The following is a 17,394-nucleotide window of genomic DNA, read 5'->3' as shown; positions in this document are numbered from 1 at the left end:
GGAGTCTAGATGAGCGCCGATAATGCCTATGCGGTCGAGCTGAAGGGCGTCTCCTTCAAGCGTGGCTCCCGCAGTATTTTCGACAATGTGGATATCCGTTTTCCGCGCGGCAAGGTCACCGGGATCATGGGGCCTTCCGGTTGCGGCAAGACCACCCTTCTTCGCTTGATCGGCGCGCAGTTGCGCCCCGCCAGCGGCGAGATCCGGGTCAATGGCCAGAATCTTCCCGATCTTTCGCGCCGTGAACTGTTCGATATGCGCAAGCAGATGGGTGTGCTGTTCCAGAGCGGCGCGTTGTTCACCGATCTCGATGTGTTCGAGAACGTCGCCTTTCCGTTGCGCGTGCACACCCAGTTGCCGGAAGAGATGATCCGCGACATCGTCCTGATGAAGCTCGAGGCGGTCGGCCTGCGCGGTGCGATCGAGCTGATGCCGGATGAGCTGTCGGGCGGCATGAAGCGCCGCGTGGCGCTGGCGCGGGCGATTGCCCTGGACCCGCAGATTCTCATGTATGACGAACCCTTCGTTGGCCAGGACCCGATCGCCATGGGCGTGCTGGTGCGGCTGATCCGTCTGCTCACCGATGCGCTGGGGATCACCAGTATCGTCGTGTCCCACGATCTGGCGGAAACCGCGAGCATCGCCGATTACCTCTATGTGGTGGGTGATGGCCAGGTCCTGGGGCAGGGCACGCCAGCCGAGCTGATGAATTCCGACAACCCGCGTATCCATCAGTTTATGAAAGGCACGGAGGATGGGCCGGTGCCTTTCCATTATCCGGCGCCGGATTACCGCGACGATCTTCTGGGGGCGCGCTGATGCGCAAGAAATCCATTATCGAGCGCATTCGTCTGCTCGGGCGGGCAGGCATCGACGTGGTCGCTGCGCTGGGCAAGTCGACCATCTTTCTCGTGCGCGCCATGTTCGGGCACAACGGTCAGGGCCATTGGCTGCAGTTGCTGATCAAGCAGCTGTACGCGGTCGGCGTGCTGTCGCTGGTGATCATCGTGGTGTCCGGCGTCTTCATCGGCATGGTGCTGGCGCTGCAGGGTTTCAGCATCCTCAGTGATTACGGCTCCGAGCAGGCGGTCGGGCAGATGGTGGCCCTGACCTTGCTGCGTGAGCTCGGCCCGGTGGTGACCGCGCTGTTGTTCGCCGGGCGTGCCGGTTCGGCGCTGACGGCGGAAATCGGCAATATGAAATCCACCGAGCAGCTCTCGAGTCTGGCGATGATCGGTGTCGACCCGCTCAAGTACATCATCGCTCCGCGTCTGTTGGCCGGCTTCATCTCCCTGCCGCTGCTGACCCTGATCTTCTGCGTGGTCGGTATCTGGGGTGGGGCGATGGTGGCCATCGACTGGCTCGGCGTCTACGAGGGCTCGTTCTGGGCGAACATGCAAAACAGCGTGTCCTTCTATGACGACGTGCTCAATGGCGTGATCAAGAGCATTGTTTTCGCCTGGGTGGTGACCTGGATCGCCGTATTCCAGGGTTATGACTGCGAGCCGACCTCGGAAGGGATCAGCCGTGCAACGACAAAAACTGTGGTCTATGCCTCGCTGGCCGTGCTAGGCCTGGACTTCATCCTGACCGCTTTGATGTTTGGAGATTTCTGATGCAAATCCGCACCCTGGAAATTGGTGTCGGCCTGTTCCTCCTGGCTGGCTTGTTGGCCTTGCTGCTGCTGGCGCTGCGGGTCAGCGGCCTGTCGGTGGGCGCCGGGCAGGACACTTATAAGTTGTACGCCAATTTCGACAACATCGCCGGCCTGACTGTCAGGGCCAAGGTCACCATGGCCGGGGTCACCATTGGCAAGGTCACGGCCATCGATCTGGATCGCGACAGCTATACCGGGCGGGTGACCATGGAGCTGGAAAAGCGCGTGGACAATCTGCCCGCCGACTCCACGGCTTCGATTCTCACCGCCGGTCTGCTGGGCGAGAAATATGTTGGCCTCAGCGTCGGCGGAGACGACGCCGTGCTCAAGGATGGCGGAACCATTCATGACACTCAGTCGTCGTTAGTGTTGGAGGACTTGATCGGGAAATTCCTGATCAACTCGGTGAACAAAGAAGCCAAGTGAGGACTTTGCCCATGATTAATGTTCTGCGTCGCGGCCTGCTGGTGCTGCTGGCCGTATTCCCGCTGTTCGTCCTTGCCGCGCCTGCGGCGCAGCAGGTGGTGCAGCGGACCACCAGTGAAATGCTCCAGAACCTGAAGGCCAACAAGGAGCAGTATCGCAGCAATCCGAGCGCCTTTTACGACGCGCTGAACCGCATCATCGGCCCGGTGGTGGACACGGACGGTATTTCCCGCAGCATCATGACCGTCAAGTATTCGCGCGGCGCTAGCCCCGAGCAGATGACGCGCTTCCAGGAGAACTTCAAGCGCAGCCTGATGCAGTTCTACGGCAATGCCCTGCTGGAGTACGACAATCAGGACATCCGCGTGCTGCCGAGCAGCGCCAAGCAGTCGGACCCAGACCGTACCAGCGTCAATATGGAGGTGCGCGGCAGCAACGGCACGATCTATCCGGTGACCTACACCATGGTGAAGATCAACGACCAGTGGATGCTGCGTAACGTCACCATCAACGGCATCAACATCGGCAAGCTGTTCCGCGATCAGTTCGCCGATGCCATGCAAAGAAATGGCAACGACCTGAACAAGACCATCGATGGTTGGGCGCAGGTGGTGGCCAACGCGAAAAACACCGAGGCTGGCCAGCAGGCTGCCGGCCATGAGTGAAGCCAGCATTCGCCAGGAGGCGGGTGGCGTGCTGCGGCTCGAGGGCGTGCTCGATTATCGCTCCGGCCCTGAACTGCGCAGCGAAGGCGGGCGCCTGATTCGCTCCGCCGAGGCATCCGAGCTGGTACTGGACTGCGCGGCGGTCGAGCACTCGAGCAGCGTCGGTCTGTCCTTGTTGCTGGCTTTCCTGCGCGATGCCCAGGTGGCCGGCAAGCGTCTGGTGGTGCGGGCTCTGCCCAAAGACATGGGCAGGATCGCCCAGGTTTCCGGCTTGACCGAACTGCTGCCGCTGCAGGATTGAAGCGAGACACCCAGCCCTCCGTCAGTGCCCGCATAGCATGGGGTTCGCAGGCGGGGGGCTTTTTTGTATCATGGCCGACCCGCGAGCCTAGGCTCTGCTGTAGTTAACAAGTGCGCTGATTGAGGTTGAACATGCAAGCCGTAGAAGTAAAAAACCTTCTCGAGGCAAAGCTGGCGGACACCCAGGTGGAAGTGGAAGGCGAGGGCTGTAACTTCCAGCTGAACCTGATCGGCGACGAACTGGCGGGTCTGAGCCCGGTCAAGCGTCAACAGCAGGTCTATGCCCACCTGAACCCCTGGATCGCCGATGGCAGCATCCACGCGGTGACCATGAAATTCTTCAGCCGCGCTGCCTGGGCCGAGCGTTCCTGAGCCTACGGGCGACGAGATTCCTATGGATAAATTGATTATTACCGGTGGCGAGCGCCTGAATGGCGAAATCCGCATCTCCGGGGCGAAAAACTCCGCGTTGCCGATCCTGGCCGCCACCCTGCTGGCCGATGAGCCGGTGACGGTGTGCAACCTGCCGCACCTGCACGACATCACCACCATGATCGAGCTGTTCGGGCGCATGGGCGTCGAACCGGTGGTCGACGAGAAGCTCAGCGTCGAAGTCGACGCCAGCACCATCAAGACTCTGGTGGCGCCCTACGAGCTGGTGAAGACCATGCGTGCCTCGATCCTGGTGCTCGGCCCGATGGTCGCCCACTTCGGCGAGGCCGAGGTGGCGCTGCCCGGTGGCTGCGCCATCGGTTCGCGGCCGGTCGACCTGCACATCCGCGGCCTGGAAGCCATGGGCGCGCAGATCGAGGTCGAGGGTGGCTACATCAAGGCCAAGGCGCCGGAGGGCGGCCTGCGCGGTGCGCACTTCTTCTTCGATACCGTCAGCGTGACCGGTACCGAGAACATCATGATGGCCGCTACCCTGGCCAAGGGCCGTTCGGTGCTGGAAAACGCCGCCCGCGAGCCGGAAGTGGTCGACCTGGCCAACTGCCTGATCGCCATGGGGGCGCAGATCCAGGGCGCCGGCACCGATACCATCATCATCGATGGCGTCGAGCGCCTGCATGGTGCGCGCTACAGCGTGATGCCCGACCGTATCGAGACCGGCACTTACCTGGTGGCCGCTGCGGCTACGGGCGGCCGCGTCAAGCTCAAGGACACCGATCCGACCATCCTCGAGGCGGTGCTGTCCAAGCTGCAGGAGGCCGGCGCCGAAATCACCAGTGGTTCCGACTGGATCGAGCTGGACATGCATGGCAAGCGGCCGAAGGCGGTCAACCTGCGCACCGCGCCCTATCCGGCGTTTCCCACCGACATGCAGGCGCAGTTCATTGCCCTCAACACCATCGCCGAAGGTACCGGCACGGTGATCGAGACGGTGTTCGAGAACCGCTTCATGCACGTCTACGAAATGACCCGCATGGGTGCGCAGATCATGGTCGAAGGCAACACCGCGATCGTCAGCGGGGCGCCGAGCCTTAAGGGTGCGCCAGTCATGGCCACCGACCTGCGCGCCTCCGCCAGCCTGGTGATCGCCGCGCTGGTGGCCGATGGCGATACCCTGATCGATCGCATCTACCACATCGACCGTGGTTACGAGTGCATCGAAGAAAAACTGCAGTTGTTGGGCGCCAAGATCCGCCGCGTGCCGGCGTAACCGGCGGCGCGCCAGACCCCGGCCGACCATGGGTTGGCCGGGGCGGGCACGCCGCTAAGGACATCTCGTTTCATGCTGACCATCGCGCTATCCAAAGGCCGTATCCTCGATGACACCCTGCCGCTGCTGGCCGAGGCCGGCATCGTGCCGACCGAGAATCCGGACAAGAGCCGCAAGCTGATCATCCCCACCACCCAGGAGGATGTGCGCCTGCTGATCGTGCGCGCCACCGACGTGCCGACCTATGTCGAGCACGGTGCCGCCGACCTCGGCGTGGCCGGCAAGGACGTGCTGCTGGAATACGGTGGTCAGGGCCTGTACGAGCCGCTGGATCTGCGCATCGCCAATTGCAAGCTGATGACCGCCGGGCGAGTCGGCGCGCCGGAGCCCAGGGGCCGCCTGCGCGTGGCCACCAAGTTCGTCAACGTCGCCAAGCGCTACTACGCCGAGCAGGGCCGTCAGGTCGATGTGATCAAGCTGTATGGCTCGATGGAACTGGCGCCGCTGGTCGGCCTGGCCGACAAGATCATCGACGTGGTCGACACCGGCAACACCCTGCGCGCCAACGGTCTGGAGCCGCAGGAGTTGATCGCCCCGATCAGTTCGCGGCTGATCGTCAACAAGGCGTCGATGAAGATGCAGCACGCGCGCATCCAGGCGCTGATCGATACCCTGCGCCAAGCGGTCGAGTCGCGACACCCTAGCTGACACCCCGCGCGACATCGCGTCGCGCCCGCCTATCCGTGTCATAGCCAATTTTCTCGGGTGCCCGCACGGTGGGCTTGCTAGTCTAGCGGCGCCCGAGATCCTGCCATCACCACGAGGCTTCGCTATGACCGCTCCCATCGCCATCCGCCGACTCAACGCCGCCGATTCGGACTTCGCCCGTCATCTGGATCATCTGCTGAGCTGGGAAAGCGTGTCGGACGATGCGGTCAACCAGCGCGTGCTGGAGATCATCGCCGCCGTGCGTGAGCGTGGCGATGCGGCGCTGGTCGAATACACCCGGCGCTTCGACGGTCTCGAGGTGGCCGGCATGGCCGACCTGATCCTGCCGCGCGAGCGCCTGGAACTGGCCCTGACCCGTATCACCCCGGCCCAGCGTGCTGCCCTGGAAACCGCCGCCGAGCGGGTGCGCCGCTACCACGAGAAGCAGAAGCAGGATTCCTGGAGCTACACCGAGGCCGACGGCACCGTGCTCGGCCAGCAGGTCACCCCGCTGGATCGCGCCGGCCTGTATGTGCCGGGCGGCAAGGCCTCTTACCCGTCCTCGGTGCTGATGAACGCGATTCCGGCCAAGGTCGCCGGAGTGCCGGAAGTGGTGATGGTGGTGCCGACCCCGCGCGGGGATATCAACGAGATCGTCCTCGCCGCCGCCGCCATCGCCGGCGTCGATCGGGTGTTCACCATCGGCGGCGCCCAGGCCGTGGCGGCGCTGGCCTATGGCACCGAGAGCGTGCCGCCGGTGGACAAGATAGTCGGTCCCGGCAACATCTATGTGGCCACCGCCAAGCGTCACGTGTTCGGCAAGGTTGGCATCGACATGATCGCCGGGCCGTCGGAGATTCTGGTGGTGTGCGACGGTCAGACCGATCCGGACTGGATCGCCATGGACCTGTTCTCCCAGGCCGAGCACGACGAGGATGCCCAGGCGATCCTGGTCAGCCCGGATGCGGCGTTCCTCGACCAGGTCGCGGCGAGCATCGCCAAGCTGCTGCCGACCCTGGAGCGCGAGGCGATTGCCCGTACTTCCATGGAGGGGCGCGGCGCGCTGATCCAGGTCGCCGATATGGCTCAGGCCATCGAGGTGGCTAACCGTATCGCCCCGGAGCACTTGGAGCTGTCGGTCGCCGATCCCGCGAAGTGGCTGCCGCAGATCCGCCACGCCGGCGCGATATTTATGGGCAGGTATACCGCCGAGGCGCTGGGCGACTACTGTGCCGGGCCCAATCACGTGCTGCCGACTTCCGGTACTGCGCGCTACTCCTCGCCGCTGGGGGTGTACGACTTCCAGAAGCGCTCGTCGATCATTCACTGTTCGGCGGACGGTGCCTCGGAACTGGGCAAGATCGCCTCGGTGCTGGCCCGCGGCGAATCGCTGACCGCCCACGCGCGCAGCGCCGAGTACCGCATCAAAAATTGAAACAGCGGCCGCCGTAGGATGGGTTGCGCGCAGCGCTACCCATCGATGCGCGGCCCCATGATGTCAACGCATTCGAGGAGAGAAGGGCATGAGCAAATTCTGGAGCCCCTTCGTCAAGGACCTGGTTCCCTATGTACCGGGTGAGCAACCGAAGCTGGCCAAGCTGGTCAAGCTCAACACCAACGAGAACCCCTACGGCCCGTCGCCCCAGGCGCTGTCCGCCATGCAGGCCGAGCTGAACGACAACCTGCGCCTGTACCCCGATCCCAACGGCGAGCGCCTCAAGCAGGCGGTGGCCGACTACTACGGTGTGCAGGCGAGTCAGGTGTTCGTCGGCAACGGCTCCGACGAGGTGCTGGCGCATGCTTTCCACGGCTTGTTCCAGCACGGCAAGCCGCTGCTGTTCCCGGATGTGACCTACAGCTTCTACCCGGTCTACTGCGGCCTGTACGGCATCCCCTTTGAGGCGCTGGCGCTGGACGAACAGTTCCAGATCCGCATCGAGGACTACGCCCGGCCGAACGGTGGCATCGTCTTCCCCAACCCCAATGCGCCGACCGGTTGCCTGCTGGCGTTGGAGGCCATCGAGCGCCTGCTGCAGGCCAATCCGGATTCGGTGGTGCTGGTCGACGAGGCCTATATCGACTTCGGCGGCGAGACCGCGATCAGCCTGGTGGACAAGTACCCGAACCTGCTGGTGACCCAGACCCTGTCGAAGTCGCGCTCGCTGGCCGGCCTGCGCGTCGGTCTGGCGGTCGGCCATCCCGAGCTGATCGAGGCGCTGGAGCGGATCAAGAACAGCTTCAACTCCTATCCGTTGGACCGCATGGCCATCGCCGGCGCGGCGGCGGCGTTCGAGGATCGCGCCTATTTCGAGGCAACCTGCGCCAAGGTGATCGCCAGCCGCGAGCAAGTGGTCGCTGGCCTGCAAGCGCTCGGCTTCGAGGTGCTGCCATCGGCCGCCAACTTCGTCTTCGCCCGCCATCCGCACAAGGATGCCGCGCAACTGGCCGCGGCGCTGCGCGAGCAGGGGGTGATAGTGCGTCACTTCAAGCAGGCGCGCATCGCCCAGTTCCTGCGCATCAGCATCGGCGCGCCGGAGCAGAATCAGGCCTTATTGGCGGCGTTGCAGACGCTCTAGCCGGTCGCGTGAAAAAAAGAGCCGGACCCGTGCAAGTGGGTCCGGCTCTGTGGTTTCAGGGGCGGCGCGGGTCAGGGTTGTTTGTCGTTGCCGTTGTTGATTGCCTGCGGCGCGCGCAGCCCCACTTCGGCAGTCAGTTTGAGGTTCTGGCCGTTGCGCAGCACCTCGATGATGGTCTTCTGGCCCGGCTTGGTGCGCGCCACCTGGTTCATCGAGCGGCGGCCGTCGCTGGCTGGCTCGCTATCGATGCTGAGGATCAGGTCACCCGGCTGCAGGCCGGCCTTCTGTGCCGGGCCGTCGCGATAAATGCCGGCGACGACGATGCCGGGGCGCCCTTCGAGACCGAAGGACTCCGCCAGTTCGGGGGTCAGCGGCTGCACTTCGATACCCAGCCAGCCACGAATCACCTGGCCGTGCTCGATGATAGCCTTCATCACTTCCAGGGCCAGCTTGGTCGGGATGGCGAAGCCGATGCCCTGCGAGCCGCTGGATTTCGACAGGATCGCGGTGTTGATGCCAATCAGGTTGCCGCGGGCGTCGACCAGCGCGCCGCCGGAGTTACCAGGGTTGATCGCCGCGTCGGTCTGGATGAAGTCCTCGTAGGTATTGAGGCCCAGCTGATTGCGCCCGGTGGCGCTGATGATGCCCATGGTCACGGTCTGGCCGACGCCGAAGGGGTTGCCGATGGCCAGGGCGACGTCGCCGATGCTGATGCTGTCGGAGCGCCCGAGGGTGATCGCCGGCAGGTCCTTGAGGTCGATCTTGAGCACTGCCAGGTCGGTTTCCGGGTCGCTGCCGATTACCCGCGCGAGAGTTTCGCGGCCGTCTTTCAGGGCTACGACTATCTGGTCGGCACCGGCAGTCACGTGGTTGTTAGTCAGCAGATAGCCCTCGGGGCTCATGATCACCGCCGAACCGAGGCTGGATTCCATGCGCCGCTGTTTCGGCAGGTTGTCGCCGAAGAAGCGGCGGAACTGCGGGTCCTCGAACAGCGGCAGGGCCGGGCGGCTGACGTACTTGGTGGTATAGAGGTTGGCCACCGCCGGCGCGGCGCTGCTCACCGCCTGCGCATAGGACACCGGCCCCTGCAGCGGGAGGCTCAGACGTGGCGCTTGCTGCATGTGCACTTCCTGAGTGGGCAGGCCGACCCAGTGCGGGTAGCGCTGGATAATCAGCAGAGCGAGCAGCACACCGGCCAGCAGGGGCCAGCCGAGAAAACGCAGGGCCTTGAGCATCGAAAAATCCTGAGGGTTGCGAGGGCGCAGAGCGGCCCTTAAGGTGGAGCCATTATAGAGGCCCGATCGTCAATAATGGAGCGGCCGGGCTGCAGCAAAGAGGAATTCCCATGGCCATTGCCCTGACCACGCTGGTGGAAGAAGCCGAACGTTACCTGGATGCCGCGCGCATCAGTGACTACTGCCCCAACGGCCTGCAAGTCGAAGGCCGGCCGCAGGTGCGGCGCATCGTCAGCGGCGTCACCGCCAGCCAGGCGCTGCTGGATGCGGCGGTGGCGGCCGATGCCGATGTGGTGCTGGTGCACCATGGCTATTTCTGGAAGGGCGAGAACCCCTGCATCACCGGCATGAAGCAGCGCCGCCTGAAGACCCTGCTCAGCCATGACATCAGCCTGCTGGCCTATCACCTGCCGCTGGATCTGCACGCCGAGGTGGGCAACAACGTGCAACTGGCGCGGCAGCTGGACATCGTCGTCGAGGGCCCGCTGGAGCCGGGCAATCCGCGCACCGTCGGCTTGGTCGGCTCGCTGGCCGAACCCATGAGTCCGCGTGATTTCGCCCGTCGGGTGCAAGAGGTGCTGGGCCGCGAACCGCTGCTGGTGGAGGGCGCCGGGATGGTCCGCCGCATCGGCTGGTGCACCGGCGGCGGCCAGGGCTACATCGATCAGGCGATCGCCGCCGGGGTCGACCTCTATCTGACCGGCGAAGCCTCCGAGCAGACCTTCCACAGTGCCCGGGAAAACGGCATCAGCTTCATCGCCGCCGGCCACCATGCCACCGAGCGCTATGGCGTGCAGGCGCTGGGCGACTACCTGGCGCGGCGCTTCGCCATCGAGCACCTGTTTATCGACTGCGCCAACCCCGTCTGAGAACCTGCCTACGATCTGCTGCGCGTCGGTCAAACTGCGTTGAAAACGGCTTCGGCAAGCCGCTTGCGGCTAACGCGCTTCAGCGCGACCCGAAGGGCGAGTGAAGCGAGTCATGCTCATTTACAACGCGTAAACTCCGCTTCCTCAGCCGTTTGACTCGCTACGCTCGCCCTTTGGGCCAGCCTTCGGCTGTTACTCCCGTTGGTCGTTGCGCCTTGTTTGACTCTAGCTCGCGAGATCGTAAACAGGCTCTGAGGCGCCGGACTGGGCGCGCCGATCGGCATATAACTAGATCGTTTAGATCTAACCCGCCGCCTGAATAGAATGGGGTGCTGTGCTAAAGTGCGCCCTTCGTCCACGGCCCGTAGGCCGTCCCCCAAGCTCTCCCGAGAGAAAGCCGTGAGTTGCCATGCTCGATAAATTGACGCATCTGAAACAGTTGGAGGCGGAAAGCATCCACATCATCCGCGAGGTCGCCGCCGAGTTCGATAACCCGGTGATGCTGTACTCCATCGGCAAAGATTCCGCCGTCATGCTGCACCTCGCACGCAAGGCGTTCTTTCCCGGCAAGCTGCCGTTCCCGGTGATGCACGTCGACACTCAGTGGAAGTTCCAGGAGATGTACAAGTTTCGCGACAAGATGGTCGCCGAACTGGGCCTCGACCTGATCACCCACGTCAACCCGGACGGTGTGGCGCAGGGCATCAACCCCTTCACCCACGGCAGTGCTAAGCACACCGACATCATGAAGACCGAGGGTTTGAAGCAAGCGCTGGACAAGTACGGCTTCGACGCCGCCTTCGGTGGCGCGCGCCGCGACGAGGAGAAATCGCGGGCCAAGGAGCGCGTGTATTCCTTCCGCGACAGCAAGCACCGCTGGGATCCGAAGAACCAGCGCCCCGAGCTGTGGAACGTCTACAACGGCAAGGTCAACAAGGGCGAGTCGATTCGCGTGTTCCCGCTGTCCAACTGGACCGAGCTGGACATCTGGCAATACATCTACCTGGAAGGCATCCCGATCGTGCCGCTGTACTTCGCCGCCGAGCGCGAAGTGATCGAGAAGAACGGCACGCTGATCATGATCGACGACGAGCGCATCCTCGAGCACCTGTCGGACGAAGAAAAGGCCCGTATCCAGAAGAAGATGGTGCGTTTCCGCACCCTCGGCTGCTATCCGTTGACCGGTGCGGTGGAGTCCACGGCCACCACCCTGACCGACATCATCCAGGAAATGCTCCTGACCCGGACCTCCGAGCGCCAAGGTCGGGTGATCGACCACGACCAGGCCGGCTCGATGGAAGACAAGAAACGTCAGGGGTACTTTTAAGATGTCGCACCAATCCGATCTGATCAGCGAGGACATCCTCGCCTACCTGGCCCAGCACGAGCGCAAGGAACTGCTGCGTTTCCTCACCTGCGGCAACGTCGACGACGGCAAGAGCACTCTGATCGGCCGCCTGCTGCACGACTCGAAGATGATCTACGAAGACCATCTGGAAGCCATCACTCGCGACTCGAAGAAAGTCGGCACCACCGGCGACGATATCGATCTGGCGTTGCTGGTCGACGGCCTGCAGGCCGAGCGCGAGCAGGGCATCACCATCGATGTGGCGTACCGCTACTTCAGCACCGCCAAGCGCAAATTCATCATCGCCGACACCCCCGGCCATGAGCAGTACACCCGCAACATGGCCACCGGTGCCTCGACCTGCGACCTGGCGATCATCCTCGTCGATGCCCGCTACGGCGTGCAGACCCAGACCCGCCGGCACAGCTATATCGCCTCGCTGCTGGGCATCAAGCACATAGTCGTGGCCATCAACAAGATGGACCTGATGGACTTCGACCAGGCCGTGTTCGAGCGGATCAAGGCCGACTACCTGGTGTTTGCCGAGCAGATCAAGCTCACCCCGACCTCGATCCACTTCGTGCCGATGTCGGCGCTGAAGGGCGACAACGTGGTCAACAAGAGCGAGCGCTCGCCCTGGTACAGCGGTCAGTCGCTGATGGAAATCCTCGAAACCGTGGAGATCGCTGGCGACCGCAATTTCAACGACATGCGTTTCCCGGTGCAGTACGTCAACCGCCCGAACCTGAACTTCCGCGGCTTCGCCGGCACCCTGGCCAGCGGCGTCGTGCACAAGGGCGACGAAGTGGTGGTGTTGCCGTCCGGCAAGAGCAGCAAGGTCAAGTCTATCGTCACCTTCGAGGGCGAACTGGAAGCGGCCGGTCCGGGCCAGGCCATCACCCTGACCCTGGAAGACGAAGTCGACGTGTCCCGTGGCGACATGCTGGTGCATGGCGACAACCGGCCGTTGGTCACCGACAGCTTCGACGCCATGCTGGTGTGGATGGCCGAAGAGCCGATGCTGCCGGGCAAGAAATACGACTTCAAGCGCGCCACCAGCTATGTGCCGGGCTCGATCCCGAGCATCGCCCACAAGGTCGACGTGAATAGCCTGGAAGAGGGTGCGGCCAGCGAACTCAAGCTGAACGAGATCGCCAAGGTCAAGATCAGCCTGGATGCGCCGATCGCCCTCGACGGCTATGCGCACAACCGCACCACCGGCGCCTTCATCGTCGTGGACCGCTTGACCAACGGCACCGTCGGCGCCGGCATGATCATCGCCGCCCCCGTCGGTGCCCAAAATGTCGACGGCCACCACGGCAAGCTGGCCCACGTCGCCACCGAGGAGCGCGCCGCGCGCTTCGGTCAGCAGCCGGCCACCGTGCTGTTCACCGGGCTGTCCGGCGCCGGCAAGAGCACCCTGGCCTATGCCGTGGAGCGCAAGCTGTTCGACATGGGCCGCGCGGTCTATGTGCTGGATGGCCAGAACCTGCGGCATGACCTCAACAAGGGGCTGCCGCAGGACCGCGCCGGACGCACCGAAAACTGGCGGCGTGCCGCCCATGTGGCGCGCCAGTTCAACGAGGCCGGCCTGCTGACCCTGGCCGCCTTCGTCGCCCCGGATGCCGAGGGCCGCGAGCAGGCCAAGGCGTTGATCGGCACCGAGCGGCTGATCACCGTTTACGTCCAGGCTTCGCCGCAGGCGTGCCGTGAACGTGACCCGCAAGGGCTGTATGCCGCCGCTGGCGACAATATCCCCGGCGAGGCCTTCCCCTACGACGTGCCGCTGAATGCCGATCTGCTGATCGACACGCAGAGCCTGTCGGTGGAAGAGGGCGTCAAGCAGGTGATCGATCTGCTGCGCGCGCGCGGCGCGCTCTAGCAGGCAGTTGCAAAACTACTGCACTCGGCTATGCCGCGTTGAAGTCAGCCTCAGAATGCTTATTTACAACTCGTAAACTGCGCTTCTTCGGCTGACTTCGCCTTGCCTAGCCTTCGCTCGCTACGTTTTTCAACAGCCTGCCGCGTCACCCAATAAAAAGCCCCGCCTAGGCGGGGCTTTTTATTGCGGCCAGCTAAATCACTTTTTCAGGCCGAAGGTCACATCCAGGGTGCCGGGGGTATCGGGGGCCTTGGGCGCATAGTCCTTCGGTGCCTCGTTGCTTTTCGGCGGGGTCAGGCGCTCGCGCGGGCTGGCCTGCTCGTCGGCGTGCAGGGCGGCCAGCAGGCGCTGGCGAGTCAGTTCGTCGAGGGCCAGGCGGTTGGCGCCTTCGGACAGGTGCTCCTGCACTTCCTGGTAGCTCTGGGTGAGCTTCTTCACCAGGCTGGCGGTGGTGTTGAAATGGGTGACCACTTCGCTTTGATAGCTGTCGAAGCGTTCCTGCAGCTCGTCCAACTGGCGCTGGGTGCGATTGGGCGCGGCATTGGGCAGCAAGCGGGCCACCACGAAGCCGATGGCGATGCCAGCCAGCAGGGTGAGGGTCGGCAGCAACCAGGCTGTGAGCGTCTGTTCCACGAGTCCTTCCTCTATAAACGGCTTTGCTTTACGTTAACGGCTCGAACCTGCGCTGTATACCGCAACGCAAGCCGTGATGTGCCTAACCAAGACGTGTCGACCCCCTCCGGGGTCACGGAGTTCCTGTTGCTAATGCGTGAAACCTCTCTGCTGCTCGACGGCCCGGTGGGCCAGCTCGAGGCGCTCTATCTCGACCTGCCCGACGCCCGTGGCGTGGCACTGATCTGTCACCCCAACCCGGTGCAAGGCGGCACTATGCTCAACAAGGTGGTGTCTACCCTGCAGCGTAGCGCGCGCGACGCCGGCCTGGCGACCCTGCGCTTCAACTACCGTGGCGTCGGCGCCAGCGCCGGCAGCCATGACATGCACAGTGGCGAGGTCGACGACGCCGGGGCCGCGGCAACCTGGCTACGGGCTCAGTATCCGCAGTTGCCCCTGACGCTGTTCGGCTTCTCCTTCGGCGGCTTCGTTGCCGCCAGCCTGGGTGGCCGCCTGGAGGCGCAGGGCCAGGAGCTGGCCGGCCTGTTCATGGTGGCGCCGGCGGTGGCGCGGCTGTGCGAGGACAACCAGCCGCCGCAGCGCTGCCCGCTGACGCTGATCCAGCCGGAGCAGGACGAGGTGATCGATCCGCAGCAGGTCTATGCCTGGTCCGCCGCCCTCGAACGTCCCCATGAGTTGCTGAAAGTGGCAGAATGCGGGCACTTTTTTCACGGCAAGCTCACCGATCTGAAAGAGCTGGTGCTGCCGCGCCTCTGATCCTGATTGCAGTCTGACAAGCGATAAGCCATGACCACTCGTATCCTTACCGGTATCACCACCACAGGGACGCCGCACCTCGGCAACTACGCCGGCGCCATCCGCCCGGCCATCGTCGCCAGCCGCGAAGCCAATGCCGATTCCTTCTATTTCCTCGCCGACTACCACGCGCTGATCAAGTGCGACGAGCCGCTGCGCATCCAGCGTTCGCGCCTGGAGATCGCCGCCACCTGGCTGGCTTGTGGCCTGGATGTGAACAAGGCGACCTTCTACCGCCAGTCCGACATTCCCGAGATCCCCGAGCTGACCTGGCTGCTGACCTGCGTGGCGGCCAAGGGCTTGCTCAACCGCGCGCATGCCTACAAGGCCTCGGTGGACAAGAACGTCGAACTCGGCGAAGACCCGGATGCCGGCGTGACCATGGGCCTGTTCAGCTATCCGGTGCTGATGGCGGCGGACATCCTGATGTTCAACGCCCACAAGGTGCCGGTCGGCCGCGACCAGATCCAGCACGTGGAGATGGCGCGCGACATCGGCCAGCGCTTCAACCATCTGTTCGGTCAGGGCAAGGAGCTGTTCACCCTGCCGGAAGCGGTGATCGAGGAAGGCGTGGCGACCCTGCCCGGCCTCGACGGGCGCAAGATGTCGAAGAGCTACGACAACACCATCCCGCTGTTCGGCAGCGCCAAGCAGCTGAAGGACGCCATCGCCCACATCGTCACCGACTCCAGGCTGCCGGGCGAGCCGAAGGATCCGGACAATTCGCACCTGTTCACCCTCTATCAGGCCTTCGCCACACCCGCGCAGCAGGCCGAATTCCGTGCCGAGCTGCGCGCCGGCCTGGCCTGGGGCGAAGCCAAGCAGCGCCTGTTCCAGTTGCTCGACAGCGAGCTGGGCGAGGCGCGTGAGCGCTACCAGGCGCTGATCGAGCGGCCGGCCGATCTTGAGGATGTCCTCCTCGCCGGTGCGGCCAAGGCGCGTAAGATCGCCACCCCGTTCCTCGGCGAACTGCGCGAGGCGGTGGGCCTGCGTTCGTTCCGCGAACAGGTGCAGGTGGCCGGGGCGGGCAAGAAGAAGGCGGCCAAGGCGGCGCGTTTCGTCAGCTTCCGTGACGACGACGGCAGCTTCCGCTTCCGCCTGCTGGATGCCGCCGGTGAGCAACTGCTGCTGTCCACGGCCTTCGCCGACGGCAAGAGCGCCGGCCAGGTCAGCAAGCGCCTGCAGGCCGGCGACGCGCTGGATATCCGCGAGCAGGCTGACGGCTTCGGCCTGTGGCTGGATGGCGAACTGGTCGGCGAAAGCCCGGCCTTTGCCGATGCCACGGCGCGAGCGGCGGCGATTCTGCGTCTGCGCGAGGCGCTGGCACCGCAGGAGTGAGGGTAGGTTGGGCTGAGCGCGGCGAGGTCCAACATTGAAATTGCACGGAGCCTTGTCATGTTGGGCTTGGTCGCTGCGCTCCTCAACCCAACCTCCAATTGCCAAGCCACGGGGCCGTCGCTAAAGTGACGGCCCCGTTTTTCATGCCCAGTTAGCGATTATGACCCCCCTCCAGCGATACCAGGCCGATCTGAAACGCCCCGACTTCTTCCATGACGCCGCGCAGGAAAACGCCGTGCGTCATCTGCAGCGGCTGTACGACGAGCTGCTGGCGAGCGAGAAGAGCAAGCCGGGGCTGTTCGGCAAGCTGCTCGGTAAGAAGGCGCAGGAGCCGGTCAAGGGCCTGTACTTCTGGGGTGGGGTCGGGCGCGGCAAGACCTATCTGGTCGATACCTTCTTCGATGCGCTGCCGTTCAAGCGCAAGATGCGCACCCACTTCCACCGCTTCATGAAGCGCGTGCACGAGGAGATGAAAACCCTCAAGGGCGAGAAGAACCCGCTGACCATCATCGGCAAGCGCTTCGCCGACGAAGCCCGGGTGATCTGCTTCGACGAGTTCTTCGTCTCCGACATCACCGACGCGATGATTCTCGCCACCCTGCTCGACGAGCTGTTCAAGAACGGGGTCAGCCTGGTGGCCACCTCCAACATCGTCCCTGACGGCCTGTACAAGGACGGCCTGCAGCGCGCGCGCTTCCTGCCGGCGATCGCCCTGGTCAAGCAGCACACCGACGTGGTCAACGTCGACAGTGGCGTCGATTACCGCCTGCGTGCGCTGGAGCAAGCCGAATTGTTCCACTGGCCGCTGGATGCCGAAGCCGAGGCCAGCCTGAGGCGAAGTTTCACCAGTCTGCTGCCGGACTGCACCCAGGCGGTGGAAAACGAGGCGCTGCTGATCGAGAACCGCGAGATCCGCGCCGTGCGCGTCTGCGAAGATGTCGCCTGGTTCGAGTTCCGCGAGCTGTGCGACGGCCCGCGTAGCCAGAACGACTACATCGAACTGGGCAAGATCTTCCACGCCGTGCTGCTGGCTAATGTCGAGCAGATGGGCGTGGCCAAGGACGACATGGCGCGGCGCTTCATCAACCTGGTGGATGAGTTCTACGACCGCAACGTCAAGCTGATCATCTCCGCCGAGGTAGAGCTCAAGGATCTGTATACCGGTGGCCGCTTGAGTTTCGAGTTCCAGCGTACCCTCAGCCGGCTGCTGGAGATGCAGTCGCACGAATTCCTCTCGCGCCCGCACCGACCGTAAGCGCGAAGCACACAAAAAAGGCTGCCCACGGGCAGCCTTTTGCGTTC

The 17,394-nt window shown here is 64.0% G+C and carries 18 protein-coding genes; 16 read left to right on the top strand and 2 right to left on the bottom strand.

The genetic code is table 11. The annotated features are described in order from the left end of the window. The first annotated feature begins 9 nt into the window (after window positions 1-9). From D3880_RS18515 to hisC, 10 genes are all read left to right on the top strand, one after another. A complete protein-coding gene (locus D3880_RS18515; RefSeq protein WP_119894888.1) occupies window positions 10-819 on the top strand; it encodes an ATP-binding cassette domain-containing protein in 810 nt (269 codons plus the stop codon). Beyond that, on the top strand, window positions 819-1,616 hold the full coding sequence (mlaE, locus tag D3880_RS18510) for a lipid asymmetry maintenance ABC transporter permease subunit MlaE (RefSeq protein WP_119894887.1): 798 nt from the start codon (window positions 819-821) through the stop codon (window positions 1,614-1,616). The genes D3880_RS18515 and mlaE overlap by 1 nt, the downstream gene beginning before the upstream one ends. Then, on the top strand, window positions 1,616-2,083 hold the full coding sequence (mlaD, locus tag D3880_RS18505) for an outer membrane lipid asymmetry maintenance protein MlaD (RefSeq protein ID WP_119894886.1): 468 nt from the start codon (window positions 1,616-1,618) through the stop codon (window positions 2,081-2,083). The genes mlaE and mlaD overlap by 1 nt, the downstream gene beginning before the upstream one ends. A gap of 11 nt (window positions 2,084-2,094) precedes the next feature. Continuing rightward, the gene (locus D3880_RS18500; RefSeq protein WP_119894885.1) at window positions 2,095-2,748 is read left to right on the top strand and encodes an MlaC/ttg2D family ABC transporter substrate-binding protein; all 654 of its coding nucleotides are present in this window, start codon (window positions 2,095-2,097) and stop codon (window positions 2,746-2,748) included. Further along, complete coding sequence (locus D3880_RS18495) at window positions 2,741-3,049, top strand: STAS domain-containing protein (RefSeq protein ID WP_119894884.1); 309 nt, start codon at window positions 2,741-2,743, stop codon at window positions 3,047-3,049. The genes D3880_RS18500 and D3880_RS18495 overlap by 8 nt, the downstream gene beginning before the upstream one ends. A 131-nt stretch (window positions 3,050-3,180) precedes the next feature. Next, window positions 3,181-3,420, top strand: a complete 240-nt coding sequence (locus D3880_RS18490; protein ID WP_119894883.1) for a BolA family protein — start codon at window positions 3,181-3,183, stop codon at window positions 3,418-3,420. A 22-nt stretch (window positions 3,421-3,442) separates the two neighbouring features. Further along, window positions 3,443-4,708, top strand: a complete 1,266-nt coding sequence (murA, locus tag D3880_RS18485) for a UDP-N-acetylglucosamine 1-carboxyvinyltransferase (protein WP_119894882.1) — start codon at window positions 3,443-3,445, stop codon at window positions 4,706-4,708. A 72-nt stretch (window positions 4,709-4,780) separates the two neighbouring features. Further along, a complete protein-coding gene (gene hisG, locus D3880_RS18480) occupies window positions 4,781-5,416 on the top strand; it encodes an ATP phosphoribosyltransferase (RefSeq protein ID WP_119894881.1) in 636 nt (211 codons plus the stop codon). 124 nt (window positions 5,417-5,540) lie between these two features. Next, a complete protein-coding gene (gene hisD / locus D3880_RS18475) occupies window positions 5,541-6,851 on the top strand; it encodes a histidinol dehydrogenase (protein WP_119894880.1) in 1,311 nt (436 codons plus the stop codon). A gap of 88 nt (window positions 6,852-6,939) precedes the next feature. After that, window positions 6,940-7,992, top strand: a complete 1,053-nt coding sequence (gene hisC / locus D3880_RS18470) for a histidinol-phosphate transaminase (protein ID WP_119894879.1) — start codon at window positions 6,940-6,942, stop codon at window positions 7,990-7,992. A 71-nt stretch (window positions 7,993-8,063) separates the two neighbouring features. Here hisC and algW read toward each other — a convergent pair whose 3' ends face one another. Further along, window positions 8,064-9,227, bottom strand: a complete 1,164-nt coding sequence (gene algW / locus D3880_RS18465; protein ID WP_119894878.1) for a Do family serine endopeptidase AlgW — start codon at window positions 9,225-9,227, stop codon at window positions 8,064-8,066. Window positions 9,228-9,337: 110 nt separating this feature from the next. Between algW and D3880_RS18460 the strand changes: the two genes are divergently transcribed. The 3 genes from D3880_RS18460 to cysN all read left to right on the top strand — a co-directional run bounded on the left by D3880_RS18460 (window position 9,338) and on the right by cysN (window position 13,326). Next, window positions 9,338-10,096 carry a Nif3-like dinuclear metal center hexameric protein gene (locus D3880_RS18460; protein WP_119894877.1) on the top strand — a complete coding sequence of 253 codons (759 nt, stop codon included), beginning with the start codon at window positions 9,338-9,340 and terminating at the stop codon, window positions 10,094-10,096. Window positions 10,097-10,505: 409 nt separating this feature from the next. Further along, window positions 10,506-11,423 carry a sulfate adenylyltransferase subunit CysD gene (gene cysD, locus D3880_RS18455; protein WP_119894876.1) on the top strand — a complete coding sequence of 306 codons (918 nt, stop codon included), beginning with the start codon at window positions 10,506-10,508 and terminating at the stop codon, window positions 11,421-11,423. A gap of 1 nt (window position 11,424) precedes the next feature. Next, on the top strand, window positions 11,425-13,326 hold the full coding sequence (cysN, locus tag D3880_RS18450) for a sulfate adenylyltransferase subunit CysN (RefSeq protein ID WP_119894875.1): 1,902 nt from the start codon (window positions 11,425-11,427) through the stop codon (window positions 13,324-13,326). 198 nt (window positions 13,327-13,524) lie between these two features. Here cysN and D3880_RS18445 read toward each other — a convergent pair whose 3' ends face one another. After that, entirely contained in the window at window positions 13,525-13,959 is a 435-nt protein-coding gene (locus tag D3880_RS18445; protein WP_119894874.1) for a Z-ring associated ZapG family protein, read from the bottom strand. Window positions 13,960-14,091: 132 nt separating this feature from the next. On the opposite strand from D3880_RS18445, the gene D3880_RS18440 reads away from it, so the two are divergent. The 3 genes from D3880_RS18440 (at window position 14,092) to zapE (ending at window position 17,347) form a co-directional block, all read left to right on the top strand. Continuing rightward, window positions 14,092-14,715: an alpha/beta hydrolase gene (locus D3880_RS18440; RefSeq protein ID WP_162935019.1), complete on the top strand. Its 624-nt coding sequence runs from the start codon at window positions 14,092-14,094 to the stop codon at window positions 14,713-14,715. Between the two features lie 30 nt (window positions 14,716-14,745). Further along, window positions 14,746-16,092 carry a tryptophan--tRNA ligase gene (locus D3880_RS18435; RefSeq protein ID WP_119894872.1) on the top strand — a complete coding sequence of 449 codons (1,347 nt, stop codon included), beginning with the start codon at window positions 14,746-14,748 and terminating at the stop codon, window positions 16,090-16,092. Between the two features lie 160 nt (window positions 16,093-16,252). Beyond that, a complete protein-coding gene (zapE, locus tag D3880_RS18430) occupies window positions 16,253-17,347 on the top strand; it encodes a cell division protein ZapE (RefSeq protein ID WP_119894871.1) in 1,095 nt (364 codons plus the stop codon). Window positions 17,348-17,394 lie beyond the last annotated feature (47 nt).

The sequence above is a fragment of the Pseudomonas cavernae genome (assembly GCF_003595175.1).
GTDB classification, from domain to species: Bacteria; Pseudomonadota; Gammaproteobacteria; order Pseudomonadales; family Pseudomonadaceae; genus Aquipseudomonas; species Aquipseudomonas cavernae.
This window is presented reverse-complemented; position numbering and strand designations above follow the sequence as displayed.